This window comes from Streptomyces sp. NPDC057900 (assembly GCF_042887885.1).
Taxonomy (GTDB): Bacteria; Actinomycetota; Actinomycetes; order Streptomycetales; family Streptomycetaceae; genus Streptomyces.
Genome location: NZ_JBHVOI010000004.1, coordinates 1 through 16,182, shown reverse-complemented (window position 1 = coordinate 16,182; position 16,182 = coordinate 1). Strand labels below are relative to the sequence as shown.

Here is a 16,182-nt window from a genome sequence, read left to right as displayed (position 1 = left end):
TGTTGGGAAAGCGAGGGGCCCGGCCGCTTCACGAAGAAGCGGCCGGGCCCCGCACACAGCACGCCGGACGGTCAGGTCGTCGTACGACGACGCCGCGCGCCCGGACGCCGCTCGCTCGGCCTGGTCACCGGGTCACCGGCCTCCTTCGCCGCGTCCCGGCGCTGCGCGCCGAAGGCCGCGAGGGCCTCGGCCAGCTTGTGCACCGAGGGCTCCGGGGACAGCACGTCCACACGCAGGCCGTGCTCCTCCGCGGTCTTCGCCGTGGCCGGGCCGATGCACGCGATGACGGTCACGTTGTGCGGCTTGCCGGCGATGCCGACCAGGTTGCGCACCGTCGAGGACGAGGTGAAGAGCACCGCGTCGAAACCGCCGCCCTTGATGGCCTCACGGGTGTCGGCGGGCGGCGGCGAGGCGCGGACCGTGCGGTACGCGGTGACGTCGTCGACCTCCCAGCCGAGCTCGATGAGACCGGCCACCAGCGTCTCGGTGGCGATGTCGGCGCGCGGCAGGAACACCCGGTCGATCGGGTCGAAGACCGGGTCGTACGGCGGCCAGTCCTCCAGCAGCCCGGCGGCGGACTGCTCACCGGAGGGCACCAGGTCCGGCTTCACACCGAAGTCGACGAGCGCGGCGGCGGTCTGCTCACCGACGGCCGCGACCTTGATCCCGGCGAAGGCACGGGCGTCGAGCCCGTACTCCTCGAACTTCTCCCGGACCGCCTTCACGGCGTTGACACTGGTGAACGCGATCCACTCGTAGCGCCCCGTGACCAGGCCCTTGACCGCGCGCTCCATCTGCTGGGGCGTACGCGGCGGCTCGACGGCGATCGTCGGGACCTCGTGCGGCACCGCGCCGTACGAACGCAACTGGTCGGAGAGCGACGCCGCCTGCTCCTTCGTACGCGGCACGAGCACCTTCCAGCCGAACATCGGCTTGGACTCGAACCACGCGAGCTGGTCGCGCTGGGCGGCGGAGCTGCGTTCCCCGACCACGGCTATGACGGGCCGGTGCCCCTCCGGCGAGGGGAGGACCTTGGCCTGCTTGAACAGCTGGGCGATGGTGCCCAGCGTCGCCGTCCAGGTGCGCTGCCGGGTCGTGGTGCCGCCGACCGTCACCGTCAGCGGGGTGTCGGGCTTGCGGCCCGCGGAGACCAGCTCACCGGCGGCCGCGGCCACCGCGTCGAGCGTCGTCGAGATGACGCACGTGGCGTCGCTCGCGCCGACCTCGCTCCAGCAGCGGTCGGAGGCGGTACGGGCGTCCACGAACCGGACGTCCGCGCCCTGCGCGTCCCGCAGCGGCACCCCGGCGTACGCGGGCACCCCCACGACGTTGGCGACACCCGGCACGACCTCGAAGGGAATCCCGGCCGCGGCGCAGGCCAGCATCTCGCCGCCCGCGTTCCCGTCCAGGCCGGGGTCACCGGCGACGGCACGGACGACCCGCCTGCCGCCCTTCGCGGCCTCCATGACAAGATTGGCCGCGTCCCTGAGAACGGGCACTCCGACGGCTGTTGACTGCGCGTCAACAACCGTCAGCTCAGGCGTGCTTACACCTGCGCGCGCATGGCAGCGGACGACGCCGAGAACGTCCGGCTCTGCGACAAGAACGTCCGCGCTCGCAAGCGCCTCGACGGCGCGCAGAGTCAGCAGTCCCGGGTCGCCGGGACCGGCGCCGAGGAAGGTGACGTGCCCTGCGGACAGGACGGGAAAATCGGATGCGGCGGGGCCGGTGGGGCTCAAAGTGCTCGCTCCCCCATAAGACCGGCCGCACCCTTGGCGAGCATCTCGGCCGCGAGTTCGCGACCGAGGGCCGCCGCGTCGTCGTGCGACGTGGGGACGGGACCGGTGGTGGACAGCTGTACCAGCGAGGAACCGTCGGTGGACCCGACGACTCCGCGCAGGCGCAGTTCGTTGACAGCCTGACCGTCGGCCAGGAGGTCGGCCAGCGCACCCACAGGTGCGGAGCAGCCGGCCTCCAGGGCGGCGAGCAGGGCACGCTCGGCAGTCACGGCGGCCCGGGTGTACGGGTCGTCGAGCTCCGCGAGCGCGGCGGCGAGGTCGGTGCTGCTGGCAGCACACTCGATCGCCAGTGCTCCCTGGCCGGGAGCGGGCAGAACGGTGTCGACCGACAGGAAATCGGTCACCTCACCGGTCCGGCCGAGACGGCTGAGTCCGGCCGCGGCGAGTACCACCGCGTCCAGTTCACCGCTTCGTACAAAACCAATACGCGTGTCGACGTTGCCGCGGATCGGCACGGTCTCGATGCCGAGGCCGTGACTGCGGGCGTACGCGTTGAGCTGCGCCATGCGACGCGGCGAGCCGGTGCCGATCCGGGAACCGGGCGGCAGCTGCCCGAAGGTCAGCCCGTCCCGCGCCACCAGCACGTCACGCGGGTCCTCGCGCGCCGGCACCGCGGCCAGCACGAGCCCCTCGGGCTGCGCGGTCGGCAGGTCCTTCAGCGAGTGGACGGCGAAGTCCACGTCACCGCGGAGCAGCGCCTCGCGCAGCGCGGCGACGAACACGCCGGTCCCGCCGATCTGCGAGAGCTGCTCCTTGGAGGTGTCCCCGTACGTGGTGATCTCGACGAGCTCCACGGCCCGCCCGGTCACCTCGCTGACGGCCTCGGCCACCAGGCCGGACTGCGCCATGGCCAGCTTGCTGCGCCGGGTCCCCAGCCGCAGCGGCTCGGTGGCCCCCGCGCCCAGGGGTGAGTTGTCGGTCATGACCGCCCTCGATTCGGGTCGTTCAGGTCTGCCCGGGAGACGGCGGCGACCGTCTGCGGGTCGAGGTCGAAGAGTTCCCGCAGCGCGTCGGCGTACCCGGCGCCGCCGGGCTCGCTGGCGAGCTGCTTGACCCGCACGGTGGGCGCGTGCAGGAGCTTGTCGACGACGCGGCGCACGGTCTGCGAGATCTCGGCGCGCTGCTTCTCGTCCAGGTCGGGGAGGCGTCCGTCCAGCCGTGCGATCTCGCCCGCGACCACTCCGGCGGCCATCGTGCGCAGGGCGACGACGGTGGGAGTGATGTGGGCGGCGCGCTGGGCGGCACCGAAGGCGGCGACCTCGTCGGCGACGATGGTGCGCACCTGGTCCACATCGGCGGCCATCGGGGCGTCCGCGGACGCCTCGGCGAGCGACTCGATGTCGACGAGGCGCACACCGTCGAGGCGGGCGGCGTCCCCGTCGATGTCGCGGGGCATCGCGAGGTCCAGCAGGGCGAGCCTGACCGGTCCGGTGGACTGGGCGGGCACGGTGACCCGGCGGACGGCCTGCGCCTGCGCGGTCGCGGTGGCGGAACCGTTCTCCACCCATGCCGCGTGCTGGTCCAGCTCGACGGCCGGTGCGGCGACGGGCGCGGTGGGCGCCTCGTGCGGGGCGAAGTCGAGGCCGAGCGCCGCGGCGACGGCCTCCGCGCTCAGCACCAGACCGGTCGCGCCGGTGCAGGACACGACGACATCGGCACGTGTCAGTTCGTCGGAGACCGAGGCCATCTCCACCGCGTGGGCGGCCACCGAGGTGCCTCCGGCCTGGCTTCCGGCCTGGCTGAGGATCTCCACCAGCCGGTCGGCGCGGGCCCGGGTGCGGTTGGCGACGACGATCTCCGCGACACCGGTACGGGCCAGCGTCGCGGCGGCCAGCGAGGACATCGAGCCCGCGCCGATCACCAGGGCGCGCTTGCCCTTCGCCCAGGCGGCGGGGTCGCGTCCGTCCGCGAGCTGCTCCAGGCCGAAGGTGACGAGCGACTGCCCGGCCCGGTCGATCCCGGTCTCGCTGTGGGCGCGCTTGCCGACCCGCAGGGCCTGCTGGAAGAGGTCGTTCAGCAGCCGTCCGGCGGTGTGCAGCTCCTGCCCCAGCGCCAGCGCGTCCTTGATCTGGCCGAGGATCTGCCCCTCGCCCACGACCATCGAGTCCAGCCCGCAGGCCACCGAGAAGAGGTGGTGGACGGCCCGGTCCTCGTAGTGCACATAGAGATACGGAGTGAGCTCGTCCAGACCGACGCCGCTGTGCTGGGCGAGCAGGGTGGACAGCTCCGCGACGCCCGCGTGGAACTTGTCCACGTCGGCGTACAGCTCGATGCGGTTGCAGGTGGCCAGCACGGCGGCCTCGGTCGCGGGTTCCGCGGCGAGCGTGTCCTGGAGGAGCTTGACCTGGGCGTCGGCGGCCAGCGAGGCCCGTTCCAGTACGGAGACGGGGGCGCTGCGGTGGCTCAGCCCTACGACGAGGAGACTCATGCCGGCATCACGGCGGGCATGTCCCCGTCAGGTCCCTTCCGGCTGGTGGTCGTGGCCCGCACGGGCGGCGCGGCCGGGTCGGGGCCGTCGTCCGCGGCGGCGTCCTCGCCCGCCTTGCGCTGCTCGTGGAAGGCGAGGATCTGGAGCTCGATGGAGAGGTCGACCTTGCGCACGTCGACGCCGTCGGGCACCGAGAGCACGGTCGGGGCGAAGTTCAGGATCGAGGTGACCCCGGCGGCCACCAGGCGGTCGCAGACCTGCTGCGCCGCGCCGGGCGGGGTGGTGATCACACCGATCGACACGCCGTTCTCGCTGATGATCCGGTCCAGCTCGTCCGCGTGCTGGACGGGGATACCGGCGACGGGCGTTCCGGCCATCGCCGGGTCGGCGTCGATCAGCGCGGCGACCCGGAAGCCGCGGGAGGCGAAACCGCCGTAGTTGGCGAGCGCGGCGCCGAGGTTACCGATGCCGACGATGGCGACCGGCCAGTCCTGGGTGAGGCCGAGTTCGCGGGAGATCTGGTAGACGAGATACTCGACGTCGTAGCCGACGCCGCGCGTCCCGTAGGAACCCAGATAGCTGAAGTCCTTGCGCAGCTTGGCGGAGTTGACCCCCGCCGCCGCGGCGAGCTCCTCGGAGGAGACCGTGGGGACCGAGCGCTCGGAGAGCGCGGTCAGCGCACGGAGATACAGCGGAAGTCGGGCGACGGTGGCCTCGGGAATTCCTCGGCTACGGGTCGCCGGTCGGTGGTTTCGGCCAGTTGCCACGGTGCTCCTGCGGGATGAGCGGGGCTGCAGGCGGCCGTATGTCCCATGGCCGCCCCGTCGAATGCAGGCTATGTCTTTGTGAACGCGTGCACAAAGATAGTGTCCGATTTGTCCGGTCAAAGTGACCGGGGTCACGCGCATTCGTCGCGCGATCCAGGAACCGCCGATCGCATCAGCCCGTTGCAGGCCCGAAGGGGGCAAGGTGGTACACACTCCTCACAACTACGCCCCCGGGACCACTCAAAACGCCCACGATGGTAACCGGGTTTCACTCAGGAAATCAGCGCACTGCGCAGTCTCGCCGGGTCCACCCGCCAGAACGTGTGCTGTTCGTTATCAATGAGGACCACGGGGATCTGCTCCCAGTACTCCCGGTACAGCTCATCGTCCAGGGTGATGTCCTTCTCCTCCCAGGACGCGCCGGTCTCCTCACAGACCTTCCGCACCACCAGCCGGGCATCGTCACAGAGGTGGCACCCCGGCTTCCCGACCAGGGTCACCACCCGGTCCGCGGGCTTCTTCTTCGTACGTCGCAACAGGGGACTCATACCTCTCATTCTGCGCCGCGCGCGGAGCCGGACGGCGCCTCGTCCCCGGTGCCCGGAATCACCCGTTTAACAATCCGGTCCCCGAGAGTTCACGCCTTCGCATCCCGGCAGGTCGGGAAGGGCCGAACCGACTGGCTATGCTCACGACATGGCCGCTCTTGGATGGCTCACACCCCGTAGGCGCTCCGCGACAGCACGGAGCGTGCTGGCAGGCGAGGCGGCGGCGGAAGCCGCGCGGAAGTCGTCGCTCGACGCCGAGCGCCCCGACGGCACCGAAGCCGAGGCCGGCGGCGCGCCCGACGCGCCCGCCGAGGAACCGGAGTTCCCCGTCGTCGGCGACGACCGGGCCGCCGCCTTCTTCGACCTCGACAACACCGTGATGCAGGGCGCCGCGATCTTCCACTTCGGCCGCGGCCTCTACAAGCGGAAGTTCTTCGAGCGCCGCGAACTGACCCGGTTCGCCTGGCAGCAGGCCTGGTTCAGGCTGGCCGGCGTCGAGGACCCGGAACACATGCAGGACGCCCGCGACAGCGCCCTGTCCATCGTGAAGGGCCACCGCGTCTCCGAGCTGATGTCCATCGGCGAGGAGATCTACGACGAGTACATGGCCGACCGCATCTGGCCCGGCACCCGCGCGCTCGCCCAGGCCCACCTGGACGCCGGACAGAAGGTCTGGCTGGTCACCGCCGCCCCGGTGGAGACGGCCACGATCATCGCCCGCCGCCTCGGCCTGACCGGCGCGCTCGGCACCGTCGCGGAGTCCGTCGACGGCGTCTACACCGGACGGCTGGTGGGCGAGCCGCTGCACGGCCCCGCGAAGGCAGAGGCGGTACGCGCCCTGGCGGCGGCGGAGGGCCTGGACCTGGCGCGCTGCGCCGCGTACAGCGACTCGCACAACGACATCCCGATGCTGTCACTGGTCGGCCACCCGTACGCGATCAACCCCGACAGCAAGCTCCGCAAGCACGCGCGGGCCCGCGACTGGCGGCTGCGCGACTACCGGACGGGCCGCAAGGCGGCCAAGGTCGGCATCCCGGCCGCGGCGGGAGTGGGCGCCCTCGCGGGCGGCACCGCCGCAGCCGTCGCCCTGCACCGCCGCCGTCGCTGACCCGGGCCGCCCGGTCGACGGGGCAGCCCTCGCCCGACCACAACCTGTCGCGGCTCCTGGCAGATCTCGAAATAATTCGATCAATAACCGGTCACCATGTGCTACTTGATGTGTCGAATAGTCGCTAGAGAAGCGACGTAACCGGTGATTTGAGCAACTGGGTGTAGCACTGCCTGTACGAAGCGTTATTCTCCTCAGACGCATTCCGGAACCCACCACTCACTACGACGAGTGACGGTTTCGCACTGCACGTGATGGAAGCTCTGCCTCTGGGAGTCCCGTGTACCCACACGTCGGGGTTGACGCCTCGGGCCTGGCTACGCTGCGCGCAACGGTCGGCGACCGCTTGCGCGGCTTCGTCCCCACCGCGTACGCCGTACCCGCCTTTGCCACCCCTGCACCTGCCGGCCCTTGCTACGCCCTGGCCGAACGCGGTGCGGCGGTCGGAAGACGCAGCAACCGCGGCGCAACGACCACGTCCACCGTTCGTCGGCCGACGGCCGACAGCGACAGCGCGCGCATGATGGATCTCGTCGAGCGCGCACAGGCCGGTGAGGCTGACGCCTTCGGCCGCCTCTATGACCAGTACAGCGACACCGTGTACCGCTACATCTACTATCGCGTGGGCGGTAAGGCGACGGCGGAGGACCTCACCAGTGAGACCTTCCTGCGCGCCCTGCGGCGTATCTCCACGTTCACCTGGCAGGGCCGTGACTTCGGCGCCTGGCTTGTCACGATCGCTCGAAACCTGGTCGCCGACCACTTCAAATCCAGTCGGTTCCGGCTGGAAGTGACCACCGGCGAAATGCTCGACGCCAACGAGGTCGAGCGCAGCCCCGAGGACTCCGTCCTGGAGTCCCTCTCCAATGCCGCACTGCTGCAAGCCGTGCGCCGACTCAACCCCCAGCAGCAGGAGTGCGTGACCCTGCGCTTCCTGCAAGGGCTCTCGGTCGCCGAGACAGCCCGGGTGATGGGCAAGAACGAGGGCGCGATCAAGACCCTTCAGTACCGCGCCGTCCGCACCCTTGCCCGCCTCCTACCGGACGATGCCCGCTGATCCCACCCGAGCCGAATCACTCTCGGCGATACGTTCATCACGCACTGGTCCGATCATCCTTCGTGCGTAACCCAAGTGCCGCGCCACTCGTTGTGCCGGTTGCAGGCCCCCTGTCGTCACCCCCTGTCCGCAGACACTCACTCAATCGTGTGGATGCGCTCAAGGTGTGCAACCTTCCGGACCCTCAGGGGAGTCGACCGTCATGACGAGAGGAGGTGCCGCCAGTGATCGCAAACGTTTCGGCACACCGGCGGGCGAACGCCTTCGCCCAGGCCGTGGAGGAGCAGTCGCTCCGCGGTGCGGCGGCCGTACAGCCCGAGGACCCGGCCGAACCGGCCGACCGCGGACCGCTGTTGGCCCTGGCGAACGGCCTCGGTGAGCTACCGAAGCCGGCGTTGGATCCCGAGGTCAAAGTGGTGCAGCGAGCCCAGCTCGTCGCCGCCATGGAGGCCATGTTCGCCGCGGGCGGCACGCCCGCGGCCCCCGCAGTACCCGAACAGCGGAGCAAGGGGGCCCACCGGGCCTCCCCCCTCCGCAAACTGCGCCCCAAATCGCGCTGGACGAAGGGCCTCGCGGCCGGCGGACTCACCGTCGGCGTGGCCGCGGGAGCCTTCGGCGGAGTGGCCGCGGCCAGCTCCGACGCGCTCCCGGGCGATTCGCTCTACGGGCTGAAGCGCGGCATGGAGGACATCCACCTCAACCTGGCGGGCAGCGACACCAGCCGGGGCGAGGTCTACCTGGACCAGGCATCGACCCGGCTCAGCGAGGCCCGCAGGCTGATGGAGCGCGGCCGCTCCGGTGACATGGACCACGAGCAGCTCGGGGAGGTCAGGCGCACGCTCAACGGCATGACGCACGACGCCACCGAGGGCCACCGCCTGTTGCACGCCGCCTACAAGCGGGACGGAGCCATCGGCCCGATCCAGACCCTGGACTCCTTCTCCCGCTCGCACCGCGAAAGCTGGACCAGCCTCCGCGACCGGCTGCCCGTCCAGCTCACCGAACTCGGTGACGAGGTGAGCTCGGTCTTCGCGGCCATAGACGAGGAAGTGGCGCCGTTGCAGTCGCTGTTCCCCCGCGCCCCGGAGAAGAACGGCGGATCCCAGCGGTCCGACTCGACCGACTCGGGCACCGGCACCGGTACCGGCTCAGGACCCTCGTCCTCGTCGCACAAGCCGTCGCCCTCTTCGTCCTCACCCGCGGGCGCGCACGAGGGCAAGAAGGGCAGCAGCACCTCGCCCCACCCCTCGGACACGGGCAGTACCCCGGCGGACGGCCTGATCGGGGGCAGCGCGGACGACCTCTTCGACCCGCCGTCACCGGAAGCCGGTGAACCGTCGGAGGACACCCCGAGCACCGCGCCCACACCGGACATCACCCTGCCCCCGCTGATCCCCGGCCTGATCGGAGGCCTGGGAATCGACAGCAGGCCCGACAAGAACTGACCCCGAACCACCTCGAACGACCGCCGGACGGGCCCCCGAGCCCGTCCGGCGCCCTCAGAAGAACACCGACCGCCGCTGCACCAGCAACTTGTACAGCGTGTGCTGAATCTGCTCCCGCACCTGATCCGTCAGATTGAACATCAGCATCGGATCCTCCGCCGCCTCCACCGGATACCCATCCGTCGGAATCGGCTCACCGAACTGGATCGTCCACTTCGTCGGCAACGGCACCGCCCCCAGCGGCCCCAGCCACGGGAACGTCGGCGTGATCGGGAAGTACGGCGTGCCCAGGAGCCGCGCCAGCGTCCTGGAGTTGCCGATCATCGGGTAGATCTCCTCGGCCCCCACGATCGAGCACGGCACGATCGGCACCCCGGCCCGCAGCGCCGTCGACACGAAGCCGCCCCGCCCGAAGCGCTGGAGCTTGTACCGCTCGCTGAACGGCTTCCCGATGCCCTTGAAGCCCTCCGGCATCACGCCGACGACCTCGCCCTGCCTCAGCAGCCGCTCCGCGTCCTCCGCACAGGCGAGGGTGTGCCCCGCCTTGCGGGCCAGCTCGTTGACGACCGGCAGCATGAACACCAGGTCCGCGGCGAGCAGCCGCAGATGCCGCCCCGCCGGATGGTTGTCGTGCACCGCGACCTGGAGCATCAGCCCGTCCAGCGGCAGCGTCCCGGAGTGGTTGGACACGATGAGCGCCCCGCCGTCCGACGGGATGTTCTCGATGCCCTTCACCTCGACCCGGAAGTACTTCTCGTACAGGGGCCGCAGCGCCGACATCAGCACCTGGTCGGTGAGTTCCTCGTCGTAGCCGAACTCGTCGACGTCGTACTCGCCCGTGACCCGCCGCCGCAGGAACGCCAGACCGCCCGCGATCCGCCGTTCCCAGCCGGACCGCCCCACGCCCTCCGGTGCCGCCTCCTGGGACGCGTCCGGCTCACCCGCCCGCCTCTCCGGCAGCCCGGCGTCCGGCCGGCCCGGCAGGGCGCTCACGGACCCGCTGCCGCGTCCGGGTCCGCGCCGTCGCGCTCCACGCGGCGAGCCCCCGGACCGCGAACGGTCGTCGTCGAACGGAATGACCTTGGCATCCGCCATCGTCGGTGCGCTCCTCTACCTGCCGCTCGGGGTCGGGTGTGTGTCGTCGCCGGCCCCGGTGATCTCCGGAGCCCCGCCGGTCGTCCCCCCGGCGAACGGCATCGCTGCCACTCTGCCGACGGCCCGGCCCACCGCTTCGGGCGGCAGCAGACCCGGTCCCCGGCTGCGCGCGAACTCCGCGAACGTCTCCACCGTGGTGAACCGGGGCCGGAAGCCCAGGGTCTCGCGCATCTGGACCGTGGAGACCACCCTGCCATGGGTGAGCAGCCGGATCTGTTCCGGCGAGAAGTCCGTCATACCGACCGCACGGAGCGCCTGGCCGACCCAGGTGACCGCGGGCAGCAGCACCGGCAGCGTCGGCCGCCCGAGCCGCCGCGAGCACTGCGAGAGCAGCAGCACGCCGTCCCCGGCGATGTTGAAGGTGCCGCTGTTCAGCGTGCCCCGCCTCGGCTCGCTCGCGGCGATGCCGAGTACGTCGATGACGTCGTCCTCGTGCACGAACTGGAGCCTCGGGTCGTACCCGAACACGGTCGGCAGCACCGGCAGCGACAGGTAGTCGGCCAGCGGCGAGTCCGCGTCGGGGCCCAGGATGTTCGCGAACCTCAGCACGCACACGGCCACGTCCGGCCTGCGGCGCGCGAAGCCCCGTACGTACCCCTCGACCTCCACCGCGTCCTTCGCGAAGCCGCCGCTCGGCAGGGACTTGGGCTGGGTGGTCTCGTGGAAGACCGCCGGATCGCGGGGCGCGGAGCCGTACACACCCGTACTGGACTTGATCACCAGGCGCTGGACGGCCGGGGCCTTCTGGCACGCTCCGAGCAGCTGCATGGTGCCGATGACGTTGGTCTCCTTGACCGCGCTGCGGCCCTGGGAGCCGAGGCCCATCGCGCTGACGTCCAGATGGACGACCGTGTCGACCGAGTGCTCCGCGAGGACTCTGGCGATGGCGGGCTGGCGGATGTCGGCCGTCACGAAGACGGCGTCCCCCAGCTGGTGGCCGGGCGCGACCGCGTCGACCGCGATCACCCGGTCCACGTCCGGATCACGCTGGATGCGCCGCACGAAGCGGCCGCCCAGCTGCCGGGCAGCTCCCGTGACGAGCACGACCTTCCCCAAGATCAGCGCCTTCCGTCGGTCTCCCGTGCGAGAGGTGAGTACGCCCCTCGCACGTCACCGTAGCGGTTCGACACCCCCCGTACACAGCACCGCAGCCCTCCCGCCTTGAACGGCGAAAGGGCTGCGGATTTCACGAACTGCGTTCGCTTACTTCTTGTTGCGACGCTGAACGCGCGTGCGCTTGAGCAGCTTGCGGTGCTTCTTCTTGGCCATCCGCTTGCGCCGCTTCTTAATGACAGAGCCCACGACTACCCTCGCTCACTTCTTCTTCACTGGTGCGGGGCGTCTGGGCCCACACGACCTACGTCGGCCTAGCCTACCCGCCACCGGGTGAGGGACGTAATCCGAGGGGAATGTCAGGCCGACCCCACCCCCACGAAGGACTCCCGGAGATACTCGTGAACCGCTTGCTCCGGCACCCGGAAGGACCTGCCCACCCGGATCGCCGGCAGATGACCGCTGTGCACCAGGCGGTACACGGTCATCTTCGACACTCGCATGACAGAGGCGACTTCCGCCACGGTCAGAAACTTGACCTCGTTGAGAGGCCTCTCGCTGTCAGCAGCCATGATCCACCTGTACCTTCCGCACGCGACGCGCACCGGCTTCCCCTCCGGTGACTCTTCGTCGATGTGCGCTCACTGCCCAGATTAGGGGCGGGTGATGCGAGTGGGGAAGAGGAGAGACGATCGGCCGCCTACTGTGACAGAGCCGCCCGATTGAGTACATAGCGCGTGAGCGGCAGGTAGTAGGCGGACCGCACGGCGTCGTCCACCGGGACGACGGCCGACACCCTTCCCTCGGCCTCACCGACGAACAGCGCGGGATCGTCCGTATCGGCCAGCCCGATCGCCTCAATGCCCAGCTGACCTGCCCCGCAGACCCATCCGTGGTCGCCCACCACGAGTTCCGGGAGCGGCCCCCGGCCCACCGCGGCGGCCTCCAGGACGACCCTGACCGGCAGCGGGGAGTGGGAGTGTGCGCCGGTACCACCACCGGGCAGCCGCACGCCTGGTTCGCGCACCAGCGCGACTCCCCGTACGTAGTCCAGGTTGTACGTGCGTACGCCGAACCGGGTCGTTATGTCGATACATCGCCCCTGCGCGGGGGTGAGTACGGTGCACCCGACCGACGACAAAGCGTCTGCCAGCGCTGCGTAGAAACCGATCAGCCGGTGCGGGTGCCCCGTACCGAACAGCACCGGAGCCCGCCGCCGGGCCGCGTCCGCCAGCCGGCCCGCGAAGGCGTCCAGCCCCGCCAGCGTCCGCTCCGGGTCGATCACATCGGGACCCGATACATGCGCGGGATCGGCCGAGACCCCGCACTTGTCGGCCATCAGCCGGAGCAGGTCCAGCTCACCCCAGCCCCGTCCGGGGTCGAGGCCGAGCGTCACCCGGGGGTCCCTGGCCGCGAACAGCCGATAACTCCGCAGGCTCACCTCCCGCGAGGTCGCCACGGGGCCGGCCAGCCGGGCCGCCAGCAGATGCGCGCGCAGCGCTCCGGTGCTCAACACCCTGCCGATGCTCCCGTACCCGCACCGCCCGGGGGCCAAAAGCCGGAATACGCCCCACAGTTGGAGTAACCCGTGCCGGACCGCCGGTCCGCGGGCCGGAACAGGCCGGCAGCCTCAGGTCAGCAGCCCCCGCAGCGGGAAGGCCGCCCGTCGGCTCGCCAGTACCGCCTGGTCCAGCCGGTCGGCCGGGTCGTACCCCTCGTCCCACGACTTCCACGACGGGGTGCGGCCGTCCGTCATCCGGGCCGGACCGAGCTGCCGGGTCCGGGCGTAGACCTCGTCCCGCCAGGAGGACGGGATCACCGACTCCGGGTCCACGGGCGCGTGGGCGGCGATCCCCACCAGATGCGTCCAGGACCTCGGCACCACGTCCACCACCGCGTAACCGCCCCCGCCGAGCGCCACCCAGCGCCCCTCGTCCGCGTACTCGTGGGCGAGGTCGTGGCAGGCCGCCATCACCGCGCGCTGGGCGTCCAGCGAGACCGCGAGATGGGCCAGCGGGTCCTCGAAGTGCGTATCGGCCCCGTGCTGCGTCACCAGGACCTGCGGCCGGAAGTCCGCCAGCAGCTCCGGTACCACCGCGTGGAACGCCCGCAGCCACCCCGCGTCCCCCGTCCCGGCGGGCAGCGCCACGTTCACCGCGCCGCCCTCGCCCGCCCCGGCGCCGGTCTCCTCCGGCCAGCCGGTCTGCGGGAAGAGGGTGCGGGGGTGTTCGTGCAGCGAGACGGTCAGCACCCGCGGGTCCTCCCAGAACGCCGCCTGTACGCCGTCCCCGTGGTGCACGTCCACGTCGACGTACGCGACGCGCTCCGCGCCGAGCTCCAGCAGCCGGGCGATGGCGAGCGCCGGGTCGTTGTAGATACAGAAGCCCGACGCGCTGCCGGGCATGGCGTGATGGAGCCCGCCGCTGAAGTTCACCGCGTGCGCGGTCCGCCCGCGCCACACCGCCTCCGCGGCGCCCACGGACTGCCCGGCGATCAGCGAGGACACCTCGTGCATCCCGGCGAACGCGGGATCGTCCACCGTCCCGAGTCCGTACTTCTGGTCGGCGTGGGCGGGGTCCGCGGAGGCCGCCCGCACGGCGGCCACGTAGTCGGACCGGTGGACGAGCCGCAGTGTGGACTCCCCGGCGGGCTTGGCCGCCACCACGTCCACCGCGCGGTCGAGGCCGAACGCCCGCACCAGGCCCATCGTCAGCGCGAGTCTGACCGGGTCCATGGGGTGGCTGTCCCCGAAGTCGTATCCCGTTACTGCGTCATCCCACATCAGCTGTGCGCGGCCGCTCATGCCCGCCACCGTATCGGGCGGGCTCCGCGCCGAACGATCTGGCGTACACGAGCATCGCGAGCACCAGCACCATCGGTACGAGCATCGCGCCCCGGTAGCTCCAGGCGTCCCCGATCGCCCCCACCAGTGGCGAGCCGACCAGGAATCCCACGTAGTTGAAGATGTTCAGCCGGGCGATCGCGGTGTCGCTGTCGTCGGGGAACATCCGCCCCGCCGCCGCGAACGTCTGCGGCACGATCACGCACAGCCCGAACCCCAGCAGGGTGAACCCGAGCATCCCGATCCAGGCCCCGCCGGCGACGGCCACCACACCGAACCCGGCCGCGGCCACCACACTCCCGAGCCGCACCACGGCCACCGCCCCGAACCGCCGCACCCCGAAGTCCCCGACGGCCCGCCCCAGCAACGTCGTCACCATGTAGACGTTGTACGGAAGGGTGGACAGCTGCTCCGAACTCCCCAGCACGTCCTGGAGGTACTTGGCGCTCCAGTTGGAGACGGTCGAGTCCCCGATGTACGCGAAGCTCATCACCAGGCACAGCGGCATCAGCAGCTTGAACGAGACAGCCCCGGCCTTCCCCTTGGGCGCGGCCGGCCCCTCGTCCTCCTGCTTCCCCTCGACGTACCACCGGCTCCCGACGAACGCGGCGGGCAACAGCACCACCACGACCGGCAGGTACGAGATCAGCAGCGACAGGTCCCAGTGCGCCCCGGCCCACGCCATCGACGCCCCGGCGATCCCGCCCAGGCTGTACGCGGCGTGGAAGCCGAGCATGATGGAGCGTCCGTACGCCCGCTGGAGGCTGACCCCCATCATGTTCGTGGACGCGTCCAGCGCGCCGACGGCCAGCCCGAACACGCCGAGCGCCAAGGCCGCCGCCCACAGCTCGTTCCCGGCACCGACGCCGAGGAGCGCCAGCAGCACTACGGGCTGCGTCCACCGCAGAACCACGCGCGGCCGTACCCGTGCGACCACCTTCTCGGTGACCACGCTGCCCACACCGGCCAGGATCGGCACGGCGGCGAGGAACACGGGCAGCAGGCCGTCGGATATCCCGTACCGGTCCTGAATGGCCGGGATCCGCGTCACGAGCGAAGCGAACGTGACCCCTTGCACGAAGAAGCTCAACGCGAGGGAAGCTCTGCCGTGCCGCAAACGTGCATCTGTCATGGGCGCGAGCGTAGAGCCACTTTCTACCCATGGGTAGACGCGTCAGGCAAGCAATTCCCGCAGCTGTCCCATGTCGGAGAAATGCCCGGTCACCCCGGCCAGCCGGTCCGCCGGCATCATCGACGTGAACCCGTACACATCCATCCCCGCGGCCCTCGCCGCCTCCACTCCGAGCGGGCTGTCCTCGATGACGACGCACCTCTCCGGCGGCACCCCCATCCGGTCCGCGGCGTAGAGGAACAGGTCGGGGGCGGGCTTCCCGCGCCCCACGTCCTCGGAGCTGAAGATCCATTCCTCCTCGAACCACTGGTCGAGCCCGGTCGTCCGGTGCCCGACCCGGATCCGCTCGTGGCTGCCGGAGGACGCGACGCAGTACGGGACCCCTTCGGCGACGAGATCCCCCAGCACCTCCTCGACACCGGGTACGGGCCGCAGTTCCTGCCGGAACGCGGCGAACACCCGCGAGTGGAACGTGTCGTCGAAGTCCGCGGGCAGCTTCTCCCCGCCCCGCTCCTCGACGAGGTCGTGCACCCGGTGCATGGCGGCCCCCATGTAGTCGCGGAGGGACTCCTCGTACGTGGTGGGGTGGCCGAGTTCCGTGAGGTAGCCGGCCAGGAGGGTGTTGGAGATCGGCTCGCTGTCCACGAGCACACCGTCGTTGTCGAAGATGACCAGTTCGTAGCGCATGTCACGACCTTAAACTGTAGGGAACGCAGAAAAGCCCCGTGCCACAAGGGCACGGGGCTTAACTATTTAAAAGGAGTTCGGCGGCGTCCTACTCTCCCACAGGGTCCCCCCTGCAGTACCATCGGCGCTGAAAGGCTTAGCTTCCGGGTTCGGAATGTAAC

At 70.7% G+C, this 16,182-nt stretch carries 16 protein-coding genes and 1 rRNA gene; 3 read left to right on the top strand and 14 right to left on the bottom strand.

The features are described 5' to 3' along the window. Positions 1-71: 71 nt before the first annotated feature. From ACFVQ0_RS17555 to ACFVQ0_RS17535, 5 genes are all read right to left on the bottom strand, one after another. On the bottom strand, positions 72-1,739 hold the full coding sequence (locus ACFVQ0_RS17555) for a uroporphyrinogen-III synthase (RefSeq protein ID WP_371772507.1): 1,668 nt from the start codon (positions 1,737-1,739) through the stop codon (positions 72-74). Next, positions 1,736-2,722, bottom strand: a complete 987-nt coding sequence (gene hemC, locus ACFVQ0_RS17550) for a hydroxymethylbilane synthase (protein ID WP_390088918.1) — start codon at positions 2,720-2,722, stop codon at positions 1,736-1,738. Before hemC ends, ACFVQ0_RS17555 begins: the two co-directional genes overlap by 4 nt. Next, complete coding sequence (locus tag ACFVQ0_RS17545; RefSeq protein WP_390088916.1) at positions 2,719-4,227, bottom strand: glutamyl-tRNA reductase; 1,509 nt, start codon at positions 4,225-4,227, stop codon at positions 2,719-2,721. Before ACFVQ0_RS17545 ends, hemC begins: the two co-directional genes overlap by 4 nt. Then, positions 4,224-4,994, bottom strand: coding sequence for a redox-sensing transcriptional repressor Rex (locus tag ACFVQ0_RS17540; RefSeq protein WP_073737091.1), 771 nt, complete (start codon positions 4,992-4,994; stop codon positions 4,224-4,226). The genes ACFVQ0_RS17545 and ACFVQ0_RS17540 overlap by 4 nt, the downstream gene beginning before the upstream one ends. A 272-nt stretch (positions 4,995-5,266) precedes the next feature. Beyond that, entirely contained in the window at positions 5,267-5,542 is a 276-nt protein-coding gene (locus tag ACFVQ0_RS17535; RefSeq protein ID WP_327337578.1) for a glutaredoxin family protein, read from the bottom strand. 148 nt (positions 5,543-5,690) lie between these two features. Here ACFVQ0_RS17535 and ACFVQ0_RS17530 point away from each other — a divergent pair, with 148 nt between their 5' ends. The 3 genes from ACFVQ0_RS17530 (at position 5,691) to ACFVQ0_RS17520 (ending at position 9,152) form a co-directional block, all read left to right on the top strand. Continuing rightward, positions 5,691-6,650 carry an HAD family hydrolase gene (locus ACFVQ0_RS17530; protein WP_390088913.1) on the top strand — a complete coding sequence of 320 codons (960 nt, stop codon included), beginning with the start codon at positions 5,691-5,693 and terminating at the stop codon, positions 6,648-6,650. A 280-nt stretch (positions 6,651-6,930) separates the two neighbouring features. Continuing rightward, complete coding sequence (locus ACFVQ0_RS17525) at positions 6,931-7,707, top strand: ECF subfamily RNA polymerase sigma factor, BldN family (protein WP_024490754.1); 777 nt, start codon at positions 6,931-6,933, stop codon at positions 7,705-7,707. Between the two features lie 224 nt (positions 7,708-7,931). Beyond that, positions 7,932-9,152 carry a DUF5667 domain-containing protein gene (locus tag ACFVQ0_RS17520; protein ID WP_390088911.1) on the top strand — a complete coding sequence of 407 codons (1,221 nt, stop codon included), beginning with the start codon at positions 7,932-7,934 and terminating at the stop codon, positions 9,150-9,152. Positions 9,153-9,206: 54 nt separating this feature from the next. On the opposite strand, the gene ACFVQ0_RS17515 is transcribed toward ACFVQ0_RS17520, so the two are convergent. The 9 genes from ACFVQ0_RS17515 to rrf form a co-directional block, all read right to left on the bottom strand. Next, the gene (locus ACFVQ0_RS17515) at positions 9,207-10,247 is read right to left on the bottom strand and encodes a lysophospholipid acyltransferase family protein (RefSeq protein ID WP_390088909.1); all 1,041 of its coding nucleotides are present in this window, start codon (positions 10,245-10,247) and stop codon (positions 9,207-9,209) included. Between the two features lie 15 nt (positions 10,248-10,262). Continuing rightward, positions 10,263-11,363 carry an NAD-dependent epimerase/dehydratase family protein gene (locus tag ACFVQ0_RS17510; protein WP_390088908.1) on the bottom strand — a complete coding sequence of 367 codons (1,101 nt, stop codon included), beginning with the start codon at positions 11,361-11,363 and terminating at the stop codon, positions 10,263-10,265. Positions 11,364-11,510: 147 nt separating this feature from the next. Then, positions 11,511-11,609 carry a 30S ribosomal protein bS22 gene (locus tag ACFVQ0_RS17505; protein ID WP_003948845.1) on the bottom strand — a complete coding sequence of 33 codons (99 nt, stop codon included), beginning with the start codon at positions 11,607-11,609 and terminating at the stop codon, positions 11,511-11,513. Positions 11,610-11,719: 110 nt separating this feature from the next. Continuing rightward, positions 11,720-11,932 carry a helix-turn-helix domain-containing protein gene (locus ACFVQ0_RS17500; RefSeq protein ID WP_158072253.1) on the bottom strand — a complete coding sequence of 71 codons (213 nt, stop codon included), beginning with the start codon at positions 11,930-11,932 and terminating at the stop codon, positions 11,720-11,722. Between the two features lie 128 nt (positions 11,933-12,060). Then, the gene (locus ACFVQ0_RS17495; RefSeq protein ID WP_390088906.1) at positions 12,061-12,876 is read right to left on the bottom strand and encodes a phosphatase; all 816 of its coding nucleotides are present in this window, start codon (positions 12,874-12,876) and stop codon (positions 12,061-12,063) included. Between the two features lie 114 nt (positions 12,877-12,990). Then, positions 12,991-14,163: an acetoin utilization protein AcuC gene (locus tag ACFVQ0_RS17490; RefSeq protein WP_390088905.1), complete on the bottom strand. Its 1,173-nt coding sequence runs from the start codon at positions 14,161-14,163 to the stop codon at positions 12,991-12,993. Continuing rightward, complete coding sequence (locus ACFVQ0_RS17485) at positions 14,132-15,334, bottom strand: MFS transporter (protein ID WP_390088903.1); 1,203 nt, start codon at positions 15,332-15,334, stop codon at positions 14,132-14,134. Before ACFVQ0_RS17485 ends, ACFVQ0_RS17490 begins: the two co-directional genes overlap by 32 nt. 42 nt (positions 15,335-15,376) lie before the next feature. Further along, a complete protein-coding gene (locus ACFVQ0_RS17480; protein ID WP_390088901.1) occupies positions 15,377-16,021 on the bottom strand; it encodes an HAD family hydrolase in 645 nt (214 codons plus the stop codon). Positions 16,022-16,096: 75 nt separating this feature from the next. Continuing rightward, positions 16,097-16,182 (bottom strand): 5S ribosomal RNA (gene rrf / locus ACFVQ0_RS17475); the annotation flags it as partial.

Coding starts and splice junctions, on each gene's coding strand:
- ACFVQ0_RS17500 (WP_158072253.1), bottom strand. CDS start 11,932: ATGGCTGCTGACAGCGAGAGGCCTCTCAACGAGGTCAAGTTTCTGACC.
- ACFVQ0_RS17545 (WP_390088916.1), bottom strand. CDS start 4,227: ATGAGTCTCCTCGTCGTAGGGCTGAGCCACCGCAGCGCCCCCGTCTCC.
- ACFVQ0_RS17480 (WP_390088901.1), bottom strand. CDS start 16,021: ATGCGCTACGAACTGGTCATCTTCGACAACGACGGTGTGCTCGTGGAC.
- ACFVQ0_RS17490 (WP_390088905.1), bottom strand. CDS start 14,163: ATGAGCGGCCGCGCACAGCTGATGTGGGATGACGCAGTAACGGGATAC.
- ACFVQ0_RS17535 (WP_327337578.1), bottom strand. CDS start 5,542: ATGAGTCCCCTGTTGCGACGTACGAAGAAGAAGCCCGCGGACCGGGTG.
- ACFVQ0_RS17530 (WP_390088913.1), top strand. CDS start 5,691: ATGGCCGCTCTTGGATGGCTCACACCCCGTAGGCGCTCCGCGACAGCA.
- hemC (WP_390088918.1), bottom strand. CDS start 2,722: ATGACCGACAACTCACCCCTGGGCGCGGGGGCCACCGAGCCGCTGCGG.
- ACFVQ0_RS17515 (WP_390088909.1), bottom strand. CDS start 10,247: ATGGCGGATGCCAAGGTCATTCCGTTCGACGACGACCGTTCGCGGTCC.
- ACFVQ0_RS17485 (WP_390088903.1), bottom strand. CDS start 15,334: ATGACAGATGCACGTTTGCGGCACGGCAGAGCTTCCCTCGCGTTGAGC.